We start from the raw sequence: 18,045 nt of genomic DNA, 5'->3' as shown, positions 1-18,045 counted from the left end.
TTTTGTCCACAAAGTTAGTGTTTTTCGGTGAAATATTTCTGCTTTTCAGAAAAAGTAACTATATTTGTTGCACATTTACCATAAATATGCTATGAATATTATGTTTACAGAAAGTGATTTGAAGCAAATTGCCGCTCGCGGTATCACCGAGGAGCAGGTTAGACAACAGCTGGAGCAGATTGCCGAGGGATTTCCTTTCCTGAAGCTTGAGGCTGCGGCAAGTGTGGAGAAAGGAATTGTCGCTCCCGACAGCGAGGAGAGAGAGGCATATGTAAAGGCATGGCAGGATTACAAGGATGAGGGTCACACTATCGTGAAGTTCGTTCCGGCATCTGGAGCTGCCAGCCGTATGTTCAAGAATATGTTTGCATTCGTAGATGCAGACTATGACGTGCCTACAACAGACTTCGAGAAATGCTATTTCGAGCGTATTCGCGACTTCGCCTTCCGCGAGGAATTGTGTGACAAGTGCAAGCAGAATGAGGGTAAGAACATCAAGACTCTTCTTGCCGAGGGCAACTATAAGGCAATAGCACGAAACATGCTTGCTGCCGAAGGTCTCAACTACGGTCAGCTGCCGAAGGGATTGCTGCTTTTCCACAACTATGAGGACGGCCCGCGCACACCAATGGAGGAGCATCTCGTAGAGGCTGCCATGTATGCGAGCTCCAATGGTAAGGCCAACGTTCACTTCACCGTCTCGCACGAGCATCTTGAGCTGTTCAAGAACAAGGTGGCAGAGAAGCTGGAGAAATATGCCAACCAGTTCGGAGTAACATATAATGTGTCATTCTCCGAGCAGAAACCATCGACAGACACTATTGCCGCAAATACCGACAACACTCCATTCCGCAATGCCGACGGCTCACTGCTCTTCAGGCCAGGAGGACATGGCGCACTCATCGAGAACCTCAACGAGATAGATGCCGACATAGTATTCATCAAGAATATCGACAACGTTGTTCCCGACAGGCTAAAGCCAGCAACGGTAGAGTGGAAGCAGGTGATAGCAGGTGTGCTCGTCACCCTACAGGCAAAGGCGTTTGACTATCTGCGCCTGTTAGATTCTGGCCGTTACACTCACGAGCAGCTTGAGGAAATCATACGTTTCGTACAGCGTGACCTGTGCTGCCGCAAGACCGACATTAAGGAACTGGAGGATGCCGACCTCGTCATCTACCTGCGCAAGAAGCTCAACCGCCCGATGAGGGTTTGTGGAGTTGTGAAGAATGTCGGCGAGCCGGGAGGAGGACCGTTCCTCACATATAATCAGGACGGCACCGTTAGCCTGCAGATACTGGAGAGCAGCCAGATTGATACCGCCAACGAGGAATATGTAAAGATGTTCAAAAATGGTACCCACTTCAATCCTGTTGACCTGGTATGCGCGACAAAGGACTACAAGGGCAACCGTTTCAATCTTCCTGATTATGTTGACCGCTCCACAGGCTTCATAAGTTCTAAGAGCAAGAACGGCAAGGAACTGAAGGCCCTCGAGCTTCCAGGATTGTGGAATGGTGCCATGAGCGACTGGAATACCATATTCGTGGAGGTTCCACTTGAGACCTTCAATCCTGTGAAGACTGTCAACGACCTGCTGCGAGAACAGCATCAATGATTTTTTTAGGTTATGAGGCTCTGATACAGAAACAGATGTTTGTGCTGTGCATGTCAGAATGACCGGACAATAACCCCATTCAAGTGACTGTGATAATCTTCAAGTTTTCGCAAAGAAAATAGAAGATTATCACAGTTCTTTATATATATAATGGTTCATCAGACGTTTAGAGTGATTATCACTTAGTGTTGCATGGTCCGTTCGTATTATATTGCATTGCCGATAAGGTTAATAACCTTTCGCCCGTAAGGTTATTAACCTTGCGCCCGTAAGGTTATTAACCTTATCAGTGATGCAAACGTATTCGTAGATAATGCCAAATATATCCGGCTCTCTTTAAGATAGTAATCTACAAGACATCATTCCATTATTCGGATAAGCCATAATACTTTACCTCTGCTAATAACAATTATATCCCGAATATGAACGAGGGCGTGTCAACATGAAGTGACACGCCCTCGTGATAATTGCTGTATTGCGGGAAAGCGTTTGTATTGCGGGAACGCTCTATTTATGAAAAGCAATGGGGTTATTTCCGAATATAAGACTTGCTTACTTTATTCCCTTTCTTTACGATGTAAATTCCGGAGGTGGCGGGCTGCGTGATGCGTACACCTTGGAGGTTGAGGTATTCGGTAGCAGCATTCGCATCGTCTGCCGGGATGTTGATGTTTATTCCTGTTGAACCCTCGCCTTCTACCGGTCTGATGGTCCAGGTGTCGTCAGGCATGGTTTCGTCAGGCCATGCCGCCCAAGGTTGATCTACTGATGCATCATCATACAGGTATTTGCCGTCGTCGCCTATCTTGCCCGGACCGTTGAGCACATATACGCGCATATTTCCCTTTCCAGAGCATTCTGCCGTAAGAGTATTGTTTGCCACATTTTTTATATCGCCTGTAACGGCATCCACGTACGTTCCGTTCAGGATATTTGTGAAAGTGGAGTTCCCGGAGATGGTGACAAGAACGTATGAATCAACATTGCCATCTTTATAGCGCCGCTTGAAGGAAAGGTTGCCCGAGCATCCCTCTGTAGAATATTGTCCCTTACGCAGAGCAGGCACTGCCGCACGTATCTTGTTCAGACGCTGGATGTGGCGCGCCAGAGGATAAGTCAGTGTCGAAGCCATGTTACCTGTAGCATCGCTGTATTCCGCAAAGTCCATAACATTCACGTTTCCTTCGATATAACCGCCAAAATAGGCACGGCCGGTGTCCTTGAGCGGTAACATAGCACCTTTATCTATATCTTTTCCTTTCTGGAATTCCACTTCTGATCCATAAAACAGACACGGTATGCCGCGGAAGGTGAACATGAGCGAGAGGTTTTCAGCCCATGTCGCCTGGTCCTTATTGAAGCGGCAATTGCTATCGGGGGCATAGTCGTGCGAATCCACATAAACCACATTGTAGGTGGCGTCGTTGTAGAGATAGTCTTGTGTATGCACGCCAAAAGCACCAGAGGCGGAGTTGAAATTCCAGTGCATGGCAAAGTCTATGACGCTCATACCGGAAAAGTCGGAGTGGTCAGGAGTATGGTAATCGTTACCATTGAGCAGAGCGTTGTCGCTGCGGCGCAAGATTTCATCTGAATGACCAAGATCGTCTTCTCCTTGCCGGAGTGCGAATTCCCAGTTGGTGTGTCCACTGACGGTCTCATAGTCATGTGAGCCTTCGTTGGGTGTCGGGATAGCCACCACATTGTCCCATGAGGCAGGGTCATAGTCCCACGGATAGTCTTTTGACTCCTTCCATGTATAGTAGCAAGGCGAGCAGTTGTAGTTTGCGCCACGATAAATCACTTCCATAGAGCGAGCGCATACTTCACCGAACATGAAGAATGGACTGTCACCACGTTTAGCCTTTGCTTCTGCCGATTCTGCCGCTTCTTGGAATTGCGGCAAGAAATTGTTGTTGAACGACAGACGCGGGAGGTGTCCAGCGGTGTCGATACGGAAGCCGTCAACGCCCATCTTGATGAAGCGTGAGTAGCATTCCACGATGTAGGAGCTTACTCCGGGATGCTCTGTGTTAAGATCCACGCAGTCGCCTGCTATCTGTCCCCACCAGCGTGACGGGTCGTCCCAGTCAAACCACGCCTTGTGGTGCCAATAGTTGTGAATGTCATTGTTCTTGTAATCCGTATTCTTCATTAGTGCCAAGCGTGAGCCGTACTGCTCTGTCGGCTTCATAGAGGCATAGTTCTCCGGAAGCATGCCGCCTTCACTCTGCGGCACCACTTTCATGCAGCTGATGTGTCCAAGGTCTTTAGAATAGTCCTTTTCAAACATCTTGCAAAGACGTGCTTCGCCGAAGTTGCCGGTATGTTGCAGCACAACGTCAAGAATAATCTTCATGCCGCGTCTGTGCACCTCGTCAATGAGCGTCTGGAATGCTACGTCAGCATCAGCATCAGTGTTGGACTTTCCTACGTATCGGTGGTCTATTTTAGAGAAGTCCATGGCATGGTAGCCGTGATAGTCGAGTCCGGAAGCGTTCTCAACGATAGGCGTAATCCATACGGCAGTAAATCCGAGAGCCTTGATGTAGTCGAGCTTGTCGATAAGTCCTTTGAAGTCGCCGCGCCATTCCGGGTCGTTCACGTTAAGCACTCCGTCCCAGCAGTAGGTGTTGTTTGTTGGGTCGCCATCGTAGAAGCGGGTGGTCATGGCAAAATAGATTGTCTCGTCGCGGAAATCCGTGCGATCCCCTATAAACGTTGCAGCGTTTGTAATAAGTGCTGATGTGACCAGCAATGCACTTAGCAACAATCGGTAAGTCTTTTTCATATTCAAATATGTTTTATGGTTATGTAATATATTGGAGTTTTGTAGCTCTTCTATTGACCCTTATTGCCGTAATACTATAGTTTAACTTTGTAAGTACTTGGACAACAAAATGTTCTTGCTTGTGGCAAACGGCAAAGCCGAGTGTCTCATTAAACTGTCATATCAGTTATTTCTACCTACTCATTGTGTTGCAAATCAAAATAATTATAAAACCCAAAGACATGGCAAAGATAGCAAAAAATCCGAAAAGATCACTCTTTTTTGGGGATATTTTTCAATCCTGAAGCAATTTGACTCTAAACATTCTTCCGTAATAGACTCAACCTTTGGTATTAGGTGCAAGCAGTATGGTTATCCCGACGGTATGTGCTGAATATATAATGTCTATAAAACATCCGTCACTGGTGACACACACATACTGTGAAGGGATGTTTTTTAATGTGTTGATTGTAAATAGTTGTATAACCCCGACAACGTCAACTCGTTTGCAAGGATAGTGAATGTAGTATGATTTTAATGTAAAAAATTGGGGAAATGTTTCTTTGCAATACGGAAAATTGTTACCTTTGCAACAATATGAGTGAACCATTAGCAGAACGTATGAGGCCCAGGACGCTCGACGATTATGTCGGCCAGCGTCATTTGGTAGGCGAGGGTGGTGTGTTGCGTAAGATGATAGATTCCGGGCACATTTCCTCGTTCATACTTTGGGGTCCCCCAGGTGTAGGCAAGACAACTCTGGCACAGATAATTGCCAACCGTCTTGAGACTCCATTCTTTACGCTGAGCGCCGTGACGAGTGGAGTGAAGGATGTACGCGAGGTGATTGAGCGCGCCCGCAAGGGACGTTTCTTCAATTCAGCATCGCCAATACTCTTCATTGATGAGATCCACCGTTTCTCTAAGTCACAGCAGGACTCGCTTCTTGGAGCTGTAGAGAAGGGCGTTGTCACGCTGATAGGAGCGACGACTGAAAATCCCTCGTTCGAGGTAATCCGTCCGCTGCTGTCCCGTTGCCAGCTGTATGTCCTAAAGTCGCTCGACAAAGACGACCTGCTGTCGCTTATACAACGTGCCGTCACCACAGACCCAGAGCTCACCAAGCGGAACATTCGCTTGGAGCAGACTGATGCGCTGATAAGATATAGTGGTGGTGATGCGCGCAAGCTGCTCAACATCTTGGAACTTGTCGTCGGAGCGGACACCTGTGAGCAGGTGGTTATCAATGACGATACCGTGAAGGAACGTCTGCAGCAAAATCCGTTGGCTTACGACAAGGACGGGGAGATGCACTACGACATTATATCGGCATTCATAAAGAGCATAAGAGGCAGCGACCCTGATGCGGCCCTTTACTGGATGGCAAGGATGATAGAGGGTGGTGAAGATCCTAAGTTCATTGCCCGCAGGATTGTAATCTCGGCTGCAGAGGACGTGGGACTTGCAAATCCCAACGCACTTCTTCTTGCCAACGCCGCCTTTGATGCGGTAAACAAGCTGGGGTGGCCGGAAGGACGCATACCACTTGCCGAAGCCGTGGTGTATCTGGCGGCAAGCCCAAAGAGCAATTCGGCATACCTGGCCATAGATGCAGCATTGGCCAAGGTAAGGGCAACAGGCAACCTGCCTGTGCCGCTTCACATACGGAATGCTCCCACAGAGCTAATGGCAAGCCTGGGATACCATGACGGATATAAGTACAGCCACGACTATCCAGGGCATTTTGTGGAGCAGCAGTATTTGCCCGATGAGCTGCAAGGAGAGCGGTTCTGGAACATACAGCACTCTCCGGCAGAGGAAAAGCTATATAAATATATGACGGGCTGCTGGGGGAAGAGATATGAATAGTTTTATTGTTTAGTATTTAATTTGATAGGATAATGAAAATTGTAGAATTAGACGGATACGCAGCTAATCCTGGTGACTTGAGCTACTCGGCTTTTGAAGAATTGGGAGAATTTGTAGTTTATCCAAGGACAGCGCCCGACGAGGTTGTTGAGCGTGCCAAGGATGCTGACATCATATTGGTAAATAAAGTAATAATTGACGAGAATGTTATCAACTCGTTGCCAAAGCTAAAGTATATCGGTGTTATGGCGACAGGATATAACGTTGTTGACCTTGAGGCAGCCTCTCGTCGTGGTATAGTCGTGACAAACATACCGGCTTACAGCACGGCAAGCGTGGCGCAGATGACTTTTGCGCTCATACTTAGCATCACAAACAGGGTGGACCACTATGCCTCAAAGAACCGTAACGGACGTTGGAGCTACAATCAGGACTTTTGCTATTGGGACTCGCCTCTGCATGAGCTTATGGGTAAGACGATAGGAATTGTAGGACTCGGAAATATCGGTATGCACGTTGCTGCCATAGCAAAGGATTTCGGCATGGACGTATTCGCGTATACGAGCAAGAATTCCGCTGACCTGCCTGCAGGAATACAGAAGACAACCCTCGACGGATTGTTTGCTGTTAGCGATGTGCTCACATTGCATTGCCCGCTTACGGAGAAGACAAAGAATATGATAAATGCTGACACTTTAGCAAAGATGCGAGATGGAGCCATACTTATCAATACCGGGCGTGGACCGTTGGTTGACGAATATGCTGTGGCTCAGGCTCTTCACGAAGGGAAATTGGCAGGATATGGAGCGGACGTTATGAACGAGGAGCCACCATCGGCAGACAATCCGCTCTTCGCAGAGCCTAATGCTTTCATTACTCCTCACATAGCCTGGGCTACTGTTGAGGCACGTAGCCGACTGCTTGAGATTGCCGCAGGCAATATTAAGGCTTTCCTTGATGGGAAACCCGTAAATGTAGTGAACAACATTTTGTTACGCTGACAGATGATACCACAGGATCAACATTTCATCAACATGGTTCTCTATATTATAGAGGTAATGGGAACCTTCGCTTTCGCCATATCCGGAATCAGGCATGCCGCATCAAAGCAGTATGACTGGTTTGGAGGATTTGTCTGTGGTTTTGCTGTCGCCATTGGTGGTGGAACAGTGCGTGATGTTATGCTCGGTATTACACCTTTCTGGATGACTACTCCCATGTATATGACCTGCTCCTTTGCGGCTCTTTTCTTCACAATTGTTTTTTCAAAATATCTGAAAAAATTGGATAATGCATGGTTTGTCTTCGATACCTTTGGCTTGGCTCTCTTTACCATAGCCGGTATTCAGAAGACCATAGACTGCGGTCATCCTTTCTGGGTAGCCATTGCCATGGGCTGCATTACGGGTTCGGCGGGTGGTGTCATTCGTGACGTGCTTCTTAACAAGGAGCCCGTGATATTTCACAAGGAGATTTATGCCCTTGCAAGTGTTGCCGGTGGTTTTGTATACTGGGGCATGACTATGCTTGGCATCAATTTTGCCCTTACGGCATTCGTAGTGTTCGTACTCGTTTGTGCGATAAGGTTCCTTGCGGTAAGATACCATATCTCCCTGCCCATCATAAAGCTGAAGGAATAAGGTCTGAGGACATTAGCAAAAAGATTAAAAGAATATTGCTATAATTTTGATAATACGTTTTTTTTATTTACCTTTGCGCATTATTTTAATAACGTTACTAAATAAAGTTGAGAATGGCTAAGAAGTTTGCCGAACATAGCGGATTGGATTTGACCGCTACTAACAAAGAAGTTCTTAAGGAATGGGAGAAGAATGATATCTTCCATAAAAGTATTGATGAAAGAGAAGGATGCCCGCAGTTCATATTCTTCGAGGGACCTCCTTCTGCAAACGGCCATCCCGGCATCCACCACGTTCTCGCACGCTCCATTAAGGATACATTCAACAGATATAAGACCATGAAGGGGTTCCAGGTTCACCGCAAGGCCGGATGGGACACCCACGGACTGCCCGTTGAGCTTGGAGTGGAGAAGGAGCTTGGCATCACAAAGAAGGATATCGACAACAAGAACTCGGACAAGTACATAAGTACCGAGGACTACAATGCCAAATGCCGTGAGAACGTGATGAAGTTTACTGCCGAATGGAGGCAGCTTACTGAGGAGATGGGATATTTCGTTGACCTCGACAACCCCTACATCACATACGACAACAAGTATATGGAGACGTTGTGGTGGCTGCTGAGCCAGCTCTATAACAAGGGACTCCTCTATAAAGGCTATACCATACAGCCTTACTCCCCAGGCGCAGGTACCGGACTGTCCAGCCACGAGCTTAACCAGCCCGGCTGCTACCGTGACGTGAAGGACACTACCGTTACGGCTCTCTTCAAGGCCGTAAACCCGAAGGAGGAGTGGACAAGGTGGGGAACGCCATACTTCGTGGCCTGGACAACAACTCCATGGACCCTGCCCTCAAACGTTGCCCTGTGCGTTGGCCCCAACATCGATTATGTGGCCATAGAGACATACAACTCATATACCGGCGAGCCAATAACGGTCGTAATGGCTGAGAGCCGCATCAACGCATACCTCTCACCAGAAGGCCTTCTCACCGACGACGAGCCATTGCCAGCGTACGAGAAGGGAAAGAAGTTCGTGCCTTACAAGATTGTTGGCCGATATAAGGGTACCGACCTTGAGGGACTGCGTTTCGCACAGCTCATGCCGTGGGTGAAGCCATGCGCAAAGGTCGACAACAACGCACCAGCATTTGTCGCTGAATATGCGCAGGGCAATCCTGACAAGGTGTTTGTGGCTGAGAACGGCAAGGATAAGTTCGTTGAAATGGCCGACTGCGCATTCAGGGTAATCCTTGGCGACTATGTTACCACAGAGGATGGTACGGGTATCGTACATATTGCTCCAACCTTCGGTGCCGACGATGCAAAGGTGGCAAAGGATGCCAAAATACCGTCACTCTTCCTTATCGACAAGAAGGGTGAGACAAGGCCAATGGTTGACCTTCAGGGCAAGTATTATGAGATAGCTGACCTTGACGCCAACTTTGTGGCAAAGTGCCTAAGCAAGGATGCTTACAGCCATCATGCCGGCGACTATGTGAAGAACGCTTACGACCCGCAGTTCAATCCCGACGGCAAGTGGGATGTGAAGGCCTCAGAAAAGGCTGAGGACCTGAACATCGTCATCTGCATGGAGATGAAGGCCGAGGGTACGGCATTCAAGATAGAGAAGCACGTACACAACTACCCGCATTGCTGGCGCACGGACAAGCCGATACTCTATTATCCTCTCGACTCGTGGTTCATCCGCTCTACCGCAATGAAGGAGCGTATGGTGGAACTCAACAAGACAATAAACTGGCAGCCAATGTCAACAGGTACCGGACGCTTCGGCAACTGGCTCGAGAACCTCAACGACTGGAACCTGTCGCGCTCACGTTTCTGGGGTACTCCACTGCCAATATGGCGTGACGAGGACGGCGAGGAGATATGCATTGGCTCTTTGGAGCAGCTATATGCCGAGATAGACAAGGCGGTGGAAGCTGGTATCATGGCTTCAAATCCTCTTAAAGACCGTGGCTTCGTGCCTGGTGACTATTCGCAGGAGAACTACGACCGCATAGACATCCATCGCCCGTACGTCGACAACATCGTGCTCGTCAGCAAGACCGGCAAGCCAATGAAGCGCGAGAGCGACCTCATTGATGTGTGGTTCGACTCAGGCTCGATGCCATATGCCCAGATACACTATCCTTTCGAGAACCGCGAGAAGATTGACGAGGGCAAGGCATTCCCTGCCGACTTCATTAACGAGGGAGTGGACCAGACACGCGGATGGTTCTTTACACTGCATGCCATCGCTACGATGGTGTTCGACTCCGTAGCGTTCAAGAACGTCATCTCTACGGGTCTCGTTCTCGATTCCAAGGGCGACAAGATGAGCAAACACAAAGGTAATGTTGTCAATCCATTCGACATGATACATACCTATGGTGCAGATGCCGTGCGCTTCTACATGATGACCAACTCCGAGCCATGGGACAACCTGAAGTTTGACGCCAATGGCGTGGATGAGGTTCGCCGCAAGCTCTTCGGTACATTATATAATACGTACAGCTTCTTCGCTCTCTACGCCAATGTGGACAATTTTGATATCGATGCTCCACAAGTGGAGTTCAGCAAGCGTCCGGAGATAGACCGATGGATATTGTCTTGCCTGCACACACTTATTAATAAGGTGGAGGCAGAAATGGACGGCTACGACCCGACACGCGCAGGAAGGCTCATAGACAATTTCGTCAACGACAACCTGTCCAACTGGTATGTCCGCCTAAACCGCAAGCGTTTCTGGGGTAAGGAAATGAGCGAGGACAAGCTGTCGGCATATCAGACACTCTACACCTGCCTGATGACAGTGTCAAAACTGCTGGCTCCTTTGGCTCCATTCTTCACTGACCAGCTCTATCACGACCTTGGCGGAGAGCTGCTGAGCGTTCATCTTGAGAAGTTCCCCGTTGCCGATGCTTCGTTCATCAATACCGACCTCGAGGCACGCATGGAGGTGGCACAGAAGATTACATCTATGACGCTGGCCCTGCGCCGCAAGGTGAACATCAAGGTGAGACAGCCGCTGCAGCAGATAATGATTCCTACAGTTTCGGTAGAGCAGAAGAACCATATCGAGGCCGTCAAGGACCTCATTATGAGCGAGGTAAACGTCAAGGAACTGAAGTTCGTCGAGGGTGAGGATATACTTGTTAAGTCCGTTAAGTGCAACTTCCGCACCATGGGCAAGAAGTATGGTAAGCTGATGAAGGGTGTTGCTGCCCAGATGGCGACTCTCGACCAGAAGCAGATCTCACTTCTCGAGACCTCTGGCTCACTGACCATACAGGTGGACGGACAGGACGTTGTTGTTGATGCGGCAGACGTTGACATCATCAGTGAGGACATTCCCGGCTGGCTGGTGAGCAACGAGGGCAATCTTACCGTTGCCCTTGAGGTTGAGCTTAGCGATGAGCTTATCAACGAGGGTATGGCCCGCGAGATTATCAACCGTATACAGAACCTGCGCAAGGACAGCGGACTGGAGATTACCGACCGCATAAAGGTTGTCATTGCGCCTAACGAGCAGACAAACGCCGCCCTGGCTATGTATGGTGAGTATATCAAGGGACAGGTTCTTGCCGATGACATAACCATTGCTGATAACGATGGAGTCATAGAGAAATTTGATGTTAATATCACTATTGAGAAAGTATAATTATCATGGTACGGGGGAGCCATTGATACACGCCCCCGTACCATCACACATCTTAAATATATACAGCTATGGCAGAAAAAACACGTTACACAGACGAGGAACTGGAAGAGTTCCGTCAAATCATCAATGAGAAGCTGAGGTTGGCACGCCTTGACTACGAGGACATGATGAAGCAGCTAACCAATGCCAACAGCAATGATGTTGTCGATACCTCACCCACCTATAAGGCACTTGAGGAGGGCAGCACAGGACAGACCAAGGAGGAATTGGTGCAGATGGCGCAGCGGCAGCAGAAGTTCATCATCGCACTTGAGGCAGCGCTCATGAGAATTGACAACAAAACCTACGGCATCGACAGACTCACGGGTGAGCTGATACCAAAGGAGCGTCTGCGCATAGTTCCTCATGCTACGCTGAGTGTTGCATCGAAGAACGCCAGAAAGAAATGAAGAAGGCACAAATGACTGACGGTAGGCTCGCCTGGATAATAGTCATCGCTATTCTTGCAATTGACCAGATCATAAAGATAGAGGTGAAAACATCAATGTGTCTTGGCGAGTCCATACGTCTTACAGACTGGTTTTATATCAATTTTATCGAGAACAAGGGTATGGCATACGGTATGTCGTTCATGCCCAAGATATTGTTGAGCGTTCTCCGTCTGGTGGCTATATCGGTCATCGGATGGTACATCCACCTTGTTGTCCGGGAAAAGGGGCGCACGCTCTACATTGCCCTGTTGGCCATGATAGTGGCTGGGGCAGCAGGCAATGTTATTGACTGTATGTTCTATGGACTCATCTTCAATGCCTCGTCACCATTCTATGTCTCCTATTTTGTGCCCTTTGGCACGGGGTATGCAGACTTCCTGATGGGCAAGGTCGTAGACATGTTCTACTTCCCGCTGATAGTAACCACTTGGCCCCAATGGGTACCGTTCTTCGGAGGCGAGGAGTTCATATTCTTCTCCCCGGTATTCAACTTCGCTGATGCGTGCATCAGTGTTGGTGTAGTGCTGATGCTGCTGTTCTGTCGCAAGGATATGGAGGGCATCGGCGATACGTTCAGACGTGGACTGCAATTAAAGGTAACAAGTAAGGAGACTGTTTCTGATGACGAACAGGACAAATAATAGTATAGCGGTAGTAGTTGTCCTTCTGATACTCGTCTTTTCGGGTTGTAAGCCGTCGGTACCAAGCGATTTCCTGCAACCCGACGAGATGGAGGATGTACTCTTTGACTACCATCTGGCTGACGCCATGGCAGCCCAGACGGACAACTATGGCTATTATCAGGTGCTATACCGTGAGTCAGCGTTGAGAAAGCACGGTGTCACCAGTGCTGAGTTCGACTCGTCAATGGTATACTACATGCGTCATACCGAGCGTCTACACGACATATACGAGTCTCTGGCAGACAGGCTCCACGACGAAGCCATAGCACTTGGAGCCTCCGAGAGCGACATAAACAAGTTTAGCGGAGCATCGGACAATGGAGATACTACCAACTTGTGGAATGGCAACAAGGCTATTGTACTCATGCCCATTGCTCCGTATAGCGTGTATTCTTATAGTATTGTTGCCGACAGTTCATACCGTGCTGGCGACAGTTTCGTACTGTCTTTCCGTACAAACTTCATTTATCAGGACGGCATGCGTGACGGCGTAGCGGTACTTGTTGCGAAATATGCGAATGACAGTGTTACAAGCCAGTTCATACGCATATCCTCCTCTTCATCCTACAGCATGAGGATAAACAACGATGGAAACCTTAAGGTGAAGGAGGTAAAGGGATATTTCCTGCTCAACTCTGGAAGCGGTATTGGCAGCAAGTCGACAACCCTGAAGCTGATGTCTGTTTATGACATACACCTTGTAAGACTGCGCGCAGTGAAAAAATCACCATCATCCGTACAGCAGGCAGACAAAGATAGTGCTGAGCGGACAAGGGTGCGGAAAGACTCCTTGGAACAGCGGCCTTCCGGCAACTCCATGCCTGCTGGGCCTATGGGTAAAGAGCCAATCAGACTTGAGGCAAAGGACAGGATGTTGCCACCATCACATGGCAACAGGATGTTCAGGCGAATACCTGCTGATGCTAAGCTGGAGATGACAACGCCAAGGAAAATGGAGAACGTGCAGCAAATGCAGAGATAAGCAAGCCAGATAACGATACGCTTAAAAGAAATACTTTAGAAAAATATAATTATTATGTTATCAGTAAACGAATTGGAAGACCGCCTCATAGACCTTGCTTTTGCTGAGGATATAGGTGATGGGGACCATACAACGCTATGTTGCATTCCCGAGACAGCCATGGGCAAGAGCCATCTCCTGATAAAGGAAGAAGGCATCCTTGCAGGTGTGGAAGTAGCTAAGAAGGTATTCAACCGTTTCGACCCAACCATGCAGGTGGAAGTCCTCATTGGTGACGGAGCACATGTGAAGGTTGGAGACGTCGCAATGGTAGTGACCGGCAAGACACGCTCGCTGCTCCAGACGGAGCGTCTGATGCTGAACATCATGCAAAGGATGAGCGGTATCGCCACAATGACCAACAGATATGTGGAACGACTAAAAGGTACCAACACTCGCATTCTCGATACCCGCAAAACCACTCCTGGACTGCGCATGCTTGAGAAGCAGGCAGTGAAGATTGGTGGAGGAGTAAACCACCGCATAGGACTCTTCGACATGATACTCCTCAAGGACAACCATGTTGACTTTGCCGGAGGCATCACCAATGCCATTGACAGATGCCATGCCTATCTGCAGGAGAAGGGCCTTGACCTGAAGATAGAGATTGAGGTACGTAACTTCGACGAGCTCAACCAGGTGCTTACCCACGGAGGTGTCAACCGTATAATGCTTGACAACTTCTCCGTCAGCGATACCAAGAAGGCTGTAGACATTATTGCCGGACGCTACGAGACAGAGTCGAGTGGGGGAATAACCTACGACACTATCCGCGACTATGCCGAGCAGGGTGTAGACTTCATCAGTGTTGGCGCATTGACACATTCTGTCAAGGGTCTCGACATGAGCTTCAAGGCCTGCTGATTTTCTGTTGACCCGTCAACTTAAAATAAGATACAAATGAATATTTTAGGAGAAAATACCCACCGTTTCGTGCGCTCCCTCGCAATTGCCGCCCTCGCACTGGTGGCAGAGACCTCGCACGCATGTACCAATTTCATTGTCGGAAAGAAAGCCTCCGCAGACGGTTCTGTGATGTGTACGTATAATGCTGATGACTATGGTATGTTCATCGGACTGTGCCACTATCCTGCCGCCAAGCATCCCAAGGGTACTATGCGCCAAATCATAGATTGGGACACTCATGTCTATCATGGAGAAATTCCTGAGGCAGAGGAAACGTACAACGTTATCGGAAACATCAACGAGTATCAGGTAACTATTGGGGAGACTACTTATGGCGGAAGGGAAGAGATGGTCGATAACACCGGCATACTCGACTATGGCTCGCTCATATATATTGCTCTCCAGCGTTCCAAGACTGCCCGTGAGGCCATCTGCGTGATGACAACCCTTGCACAGACCTATGGCTATTGCTCCGAGGGCGAGACCTTCACCATCTGTGACCCCAACGAGGCATGGATAATGGAGATGATGGGAAAGGGACCGGGCAGCAAGGGTGTTGTTTGGGTGGCCATGCGCATACCCGACGATGCTATCTGTGCCCATGCCAACCAGAGCCGCATTGGCAAGTTCGACATGAAGGACAAGGAGAATGTGCTCTATTCGAAGGATGTCATAAAGTTCGCACGCAAGCAGGGATGGTTCACAGGCAAGGATGCTGACTTCTCATGGAAGAACACATATGCAAAGCCCGACTTTTCAGGTCGCCGCTATTGCGATGCACGTGTGTGGTCATTCTTCAACCACTACAAGGACATGAGCAGCTACCTCCCGTGGGCACTTGGCATTGACGAGAACGCCGAGGACATGCCCCTGTGGATTATCCCCAATCGCAAGCTGAGTGTCAAAGACCTGGAGGCCGACATGCGCGATCATTACGAGAACACACCATTAGCCCTCGACTCTGCTGATATGGGTGGAGGAATATGGCAGATGCCATACCGTCCAACGCCATTGTCGTTCACTGTCGATGGCAAGAAGTATTTCAACGAGCGTCCAACAAGTACCCAGCAGACAGGTTTCTCCTACGTCAGCCAGATGCGTAGCTGGCTGCCACGTGAGATTGGTGGTATTCTGTGGTTCGGCAACGACGATGGCAACATGATAGCCTATACGCCAGTCTACTGCTGCTCTACGGAACGCCCCGAATGCTACAATACTCCCGGAGCCGATGCCGTGACGTTCTCCATGCGTAACGCCTATTGGGTATGCAACTGGGTGAGCAACATGGTATATCCCAGATATTCCATGATGTTCCCAAGCCTGGCTGCTGTACGTGACAGCCTTGAGCAAAGCTATTTCGCAGCCCAGCCGAATATTGAGGCACACGCTGCCCAGCTATATGCCGAGAACCCTGAGAAGGCGCGCAAGTACCTCAACGACTATTCCGTTGAGAAGGCGCAGCAGATGCTCCATCGCTGGCAGCAACTGGCAACATATCTGATAGTGAAATACAATGATATGGCAGTAAAGCCCGAGGAAAACGGACAATTCAAGCGTACACCAGAGGGCATCGGAGCACGCGTCTCACGCCCCGGCTATCCCGCAGCATTTGCACGTAAGCTGGTAAAGGCCACAGGCAATAAGTATCAGTGTCCTGAGTAAAATTCTAAGGTCTAAGGTCGAAAGTCTAGACCTTAGTCCTTAACTCTTCTACCATACAACCTATTTTAATCCCCAATAATATGATAAACTTTCCATGCGCTAAAATCAATCTGGGACTGAACGTTGTCTCCAAGAGACCCGACGGTTATCATGATCTTGAGACTGTATTCTATCCAGTCAACCTCACGGACGCGCTTGAGATAAAGCTCATGGGCGACCAGTTCCCTTCCGACACAGCCTGCGACCTCAAGATTACAGGCAACGCCATAGACTGCAGCGAGGGAGACAACCTCGTTGTAAAGGCTTATGACTTGCTTGCCCACGATTTCAATATCCCCCGTGTTCACGCTCATCTCTTTAAGCGAATACCATCACAGGCTGGATTGGGCGGAGGCAGTAGCGATGCTGCCTTCATGATAAGATTGCTCGACGAACGCTTCCGACTCAATATCGGCAATGCCGAGATGGAGAGATACGCCGCAATGCTCGGTGCCGACTGCGCGTTCTTCATTACTGCCGACCCGTCTTTTGCCACAGGCATAGGCAATATCCTTGAGCCTGCAGACGGAGTAGAGGAACAGCTGCGGGGACGTTACATCGCAATCGTAAAACCCGATGTGCAGATTTCCACAAAAGAAGCATACAGCAATATCCGTCCCGCTGCACCCGCAAAATGCTGCAAGGAAATAGTCAGTCAGCCCATAGAAACATGGAGGACAGAACTGACCAACGACTTCGAACAGCCTGTCTTCAAGATGTGCCCTGTACTGAAAACTATTAAGGATAAGCTATACACCCTCGGTGCCATTTATGCGCAGATGAGTGGAAGTGGCAGCGCCCTGTATGGCATCTTCAGCGAACGGCCAGACCATCTTGACGCTCATTTCAGAGGGTGTTTTACATATATAAGCAGGCTATGAATGGAACCATGAGCGACAATGCCAATGAGCTGTTCCCTACCGTAGACGATCAGGGCAACGTTACGGGATGTGTCACTCGAGGAGAGGCCCATGGAGGAAGCATGATACTACATCCTGTAGTTCACCTTCATGTCTTCAATGCCCATGGCGATCTGTTCCTTCAGCACCGACCAGTATGGAAAGATATACAGCCCGGCAAGTGGGATACAGCATGCGGAGGCCACGTAGCATATGGAGAGACTATAGAACTGGCCCTCAGTCGGGAAGTAAGCGAAGAACTCGGCATAACAGACTTCACGCCTAAGTTCATCGGACGATACATCTTCGAGAGTAGCCGGGAACGGGAATTGGTGAATGTCCACATTACAACATACAGTGGTATTATTACACCCGATGCCAACGAACTTGACGGAGGCCGGTTCTGGAGCCGTGCGGAGATATTGGCAAACATTGGCAGTAATGTCTTTACACCAAACTTTGAAAGCGAGTACCTCCGCTTCTTTTCACCCTCCTAAAGACAACCTTAAAGGAAGGTCGAAGGACGAAGGTCGGATGATTGATTATAGATTATTGATGGTTGAAGATTGATGATTGATGATACCATTATCGAGGGGTTCGAAGGTCAAAGGTCAAAGATAATTATCGCGCTGTAAGCGCAAAAGAACATAGCCCAGGGTAGAGCGTAGCGACACCCTGGGTTATTGCATGTAGTTGATGGTCGCCCTGAAAGGGCAAAAGCGTAGACACCAGCAGGACAGATAACGCTTTTGCGCTTACAGCGCGCATTGATTATAAACCCT

The 18,045-nt window shown here is 48.9% G+C and carries 13 protein-coding genes; 12 read left to right on the top strand and 1 reads right to left on the bottom strand.

Annotated elements, in window-relative coordinates:
- Nucleotides 1–100: 100 nt before the first annotated feature.
- Nucleotides 101–1,618, top strand: coding sequence for a DUF4301 family protein (locus tag CIL02_RS06060; protein WP_094400051.1), 1,518 nt, complete (start codon nucleotides 101–103; stop codon nucleotides 1,616–1,618).
- A 529-nt stretch (nucleotides 1,619–2,147) separates the two neighbouring features.
- On the opposite strand, the gene CIL02_RS06055 is transcribed toward CIL02_RS06060, so the two are convergent.
- Nucleotides 2,148–4,409 (bottom strand): alpha-amylase family glycosyl hydrolase, encoded by a 2,262-nt coding sequence (locus CIL02_RS06055; RefSeq protein ID WP_094399926.1) that lies wholly within the window; start codon nucleotides 4,407–4,409, stop codon nucleotides 2,148–2,150.
- A gap of 576 nt (nucleotides 4,410–4,985) precedes the next feature.
- On the opposite strand from CIL02_RS06055, the gene CIL02_RS06045 reads away from it, so the two are divergent.
- From CIL02_RS06045 to CIL02_RS05995, 11 genes are all read left to right on the top strand, one after another.
- Entirely contained in the window at nucleotides 4,986–6,257 is a 1,272-nt protein-coding gene (locus CIL02_RS06045) for a replication-associated recombination protein A (RefSeq protein ID WP_094399922.1), read from the top strand.
- Between the two features lie 32 nt (nucleotides 6,258–6,289).
- Nucleotides 6,290–7,258 carry a D-2-hydroxyacid dehydrogenase gene (locus CIL02_RS06040; protein WP_094399920.1) on the top strand — a complete coding sequence of 323 codons (969 nt, stop codon included), beginning with the start codon at nucleotides 6,290–6,292 and terminating at the stop codon, nucleotides 7,256–7,258.
- 3 nt (nucleotides 7,259–7,261) lie between these two features.
- Nucleotides 7,262–7,897 (top strand): trimeric intracellular cation channel family protein, encoded by a 636-nt coding sequence (locus CIL02_RS06035; protein WP_094399918.1) that lies wholly within the window; start codon nucleotides 7,262–7,264, stop codon nucleotides 7,895–7,897.
- Nucleotides 7,898–8,010: 113 nt separating this feature from the next.
- Entirely contained in the window at nucleotides 8,011–11,562 is a 3,552-nt protein-coding gene (gene ileS / locus CIL02_RS06030) for an isoleucine--tRNA ligase (RefSeq protein ID WP_094399916.1), read from the top strand.
- Nucleotides 11,563–11,630: 68 nt separating this feature from the next.
- Nucleotides 11,631–12,011, top strand: coding sequence for a molecular chaperone DnaK (locus tag CIL02_RS06025; RefSeq protein WP_094399914.1), 381 nt, complete (start codon nucleotides 11,631–11,633; stop codon nucleotides 12,009–12,011).
- Nucleotides 12,008–12,694, top strand: coding sequence for a lipoprotein signal peptidase (locus CIL02_RS06020; protein WP_094399912.1), 687 nt, complete (start codon nucleotides 12,008–12,010; stop codon nucleotides 12,692–12,694). Before CIL02_RS06025 ends, CIL02_RS06020 begins: the two co-directional genes overlap by 4 nt.
- On the top strand, nucleotides 12,675–13,718 hold the full coding sequence (locus CIL02_RS06015; protein WP_094399910.1) for a DUF4296 domain-containing protein: 1,044 nt from the start codon (nucleotides 12,675–12,677) through the stop codon (nucleotides 13,716–13,718). The genes CIL02_RS06020 and CIL02_RS06015 overlap by 20 nt, the downstream gene beginning before the upstream one ends.
- 54 nt (nucleotides 13,719–13,772) lie before the next feature.
- The gene (gene nadC, locus CIL02_RS06010) at nucleotides 13,773–14,621 is read left to right on the top strand and encodes a carboxylating nicotinate-nucleotide diphosphorylase (protein WP_094399907.1); all 849 of its coding nucleotides are present in this window, start codon (nucleotides 13,773–13,775) and stop codon (nucleotides 14,619–14,621) included.
- Nucleotides 14,622–14,657: 36 nt separating this feature from the next.
- Nucleotides 14,658–16,325, top strand: a complete 1,668-nt coding sequence (locus tag CIL02_RS06005; RefSeq protein ID WP_094399905.1) for a dipeptidase — start codon at nucleotides 14,658–14,660, stop codon at nucleotides 16,323–16,325.
- 80 nt (nucleotides 16,326–16,405) lie between these two features.
- On the top strand, nucleotides 16,406–17,245 hold the full coding sequence (ispE, locus tag CIL02_RS06000; RefSeq protein WP_094399903.1) for a 4-(cytidine 5'-diphospho)-2-C-methyl-D-erythritol kinase: 840 nt from the start codon (nucleotides 16,406–16,408) through the stop codon (nucleotides 17,243–17,245).
- Between the two features lie 8 nt (nucleotides 17,246–17,253).
- On the top strand, nucleotides 17,254–17,760 hold the full coding sequence (locus CIL02_RS05995; protein WP_094400049.1) for an NUDIX domain-containing protein: 507 nt from the start codon (nucleotides 17,254–17,256) through the stop codon (nucleotides 17,758–17,760).
- Nucleotides 17,761–18,045 lie beyond the last annotated feature (285 nt).

Source organism: Prevotella sp. P3-122, assembly GCF_002251365.1.
In the GTDB taxonomy this organism is placed as follows: domain Bacteria; phylum Bacteroidota; class Bacteroidia; order Bacteroidales; family Bacteroidaceae; genus Prevotella.
Note: the sequence above shows the minus strand (reverse complement) of the source record. Positions and strands in the feature narration are given on the sequence as shown.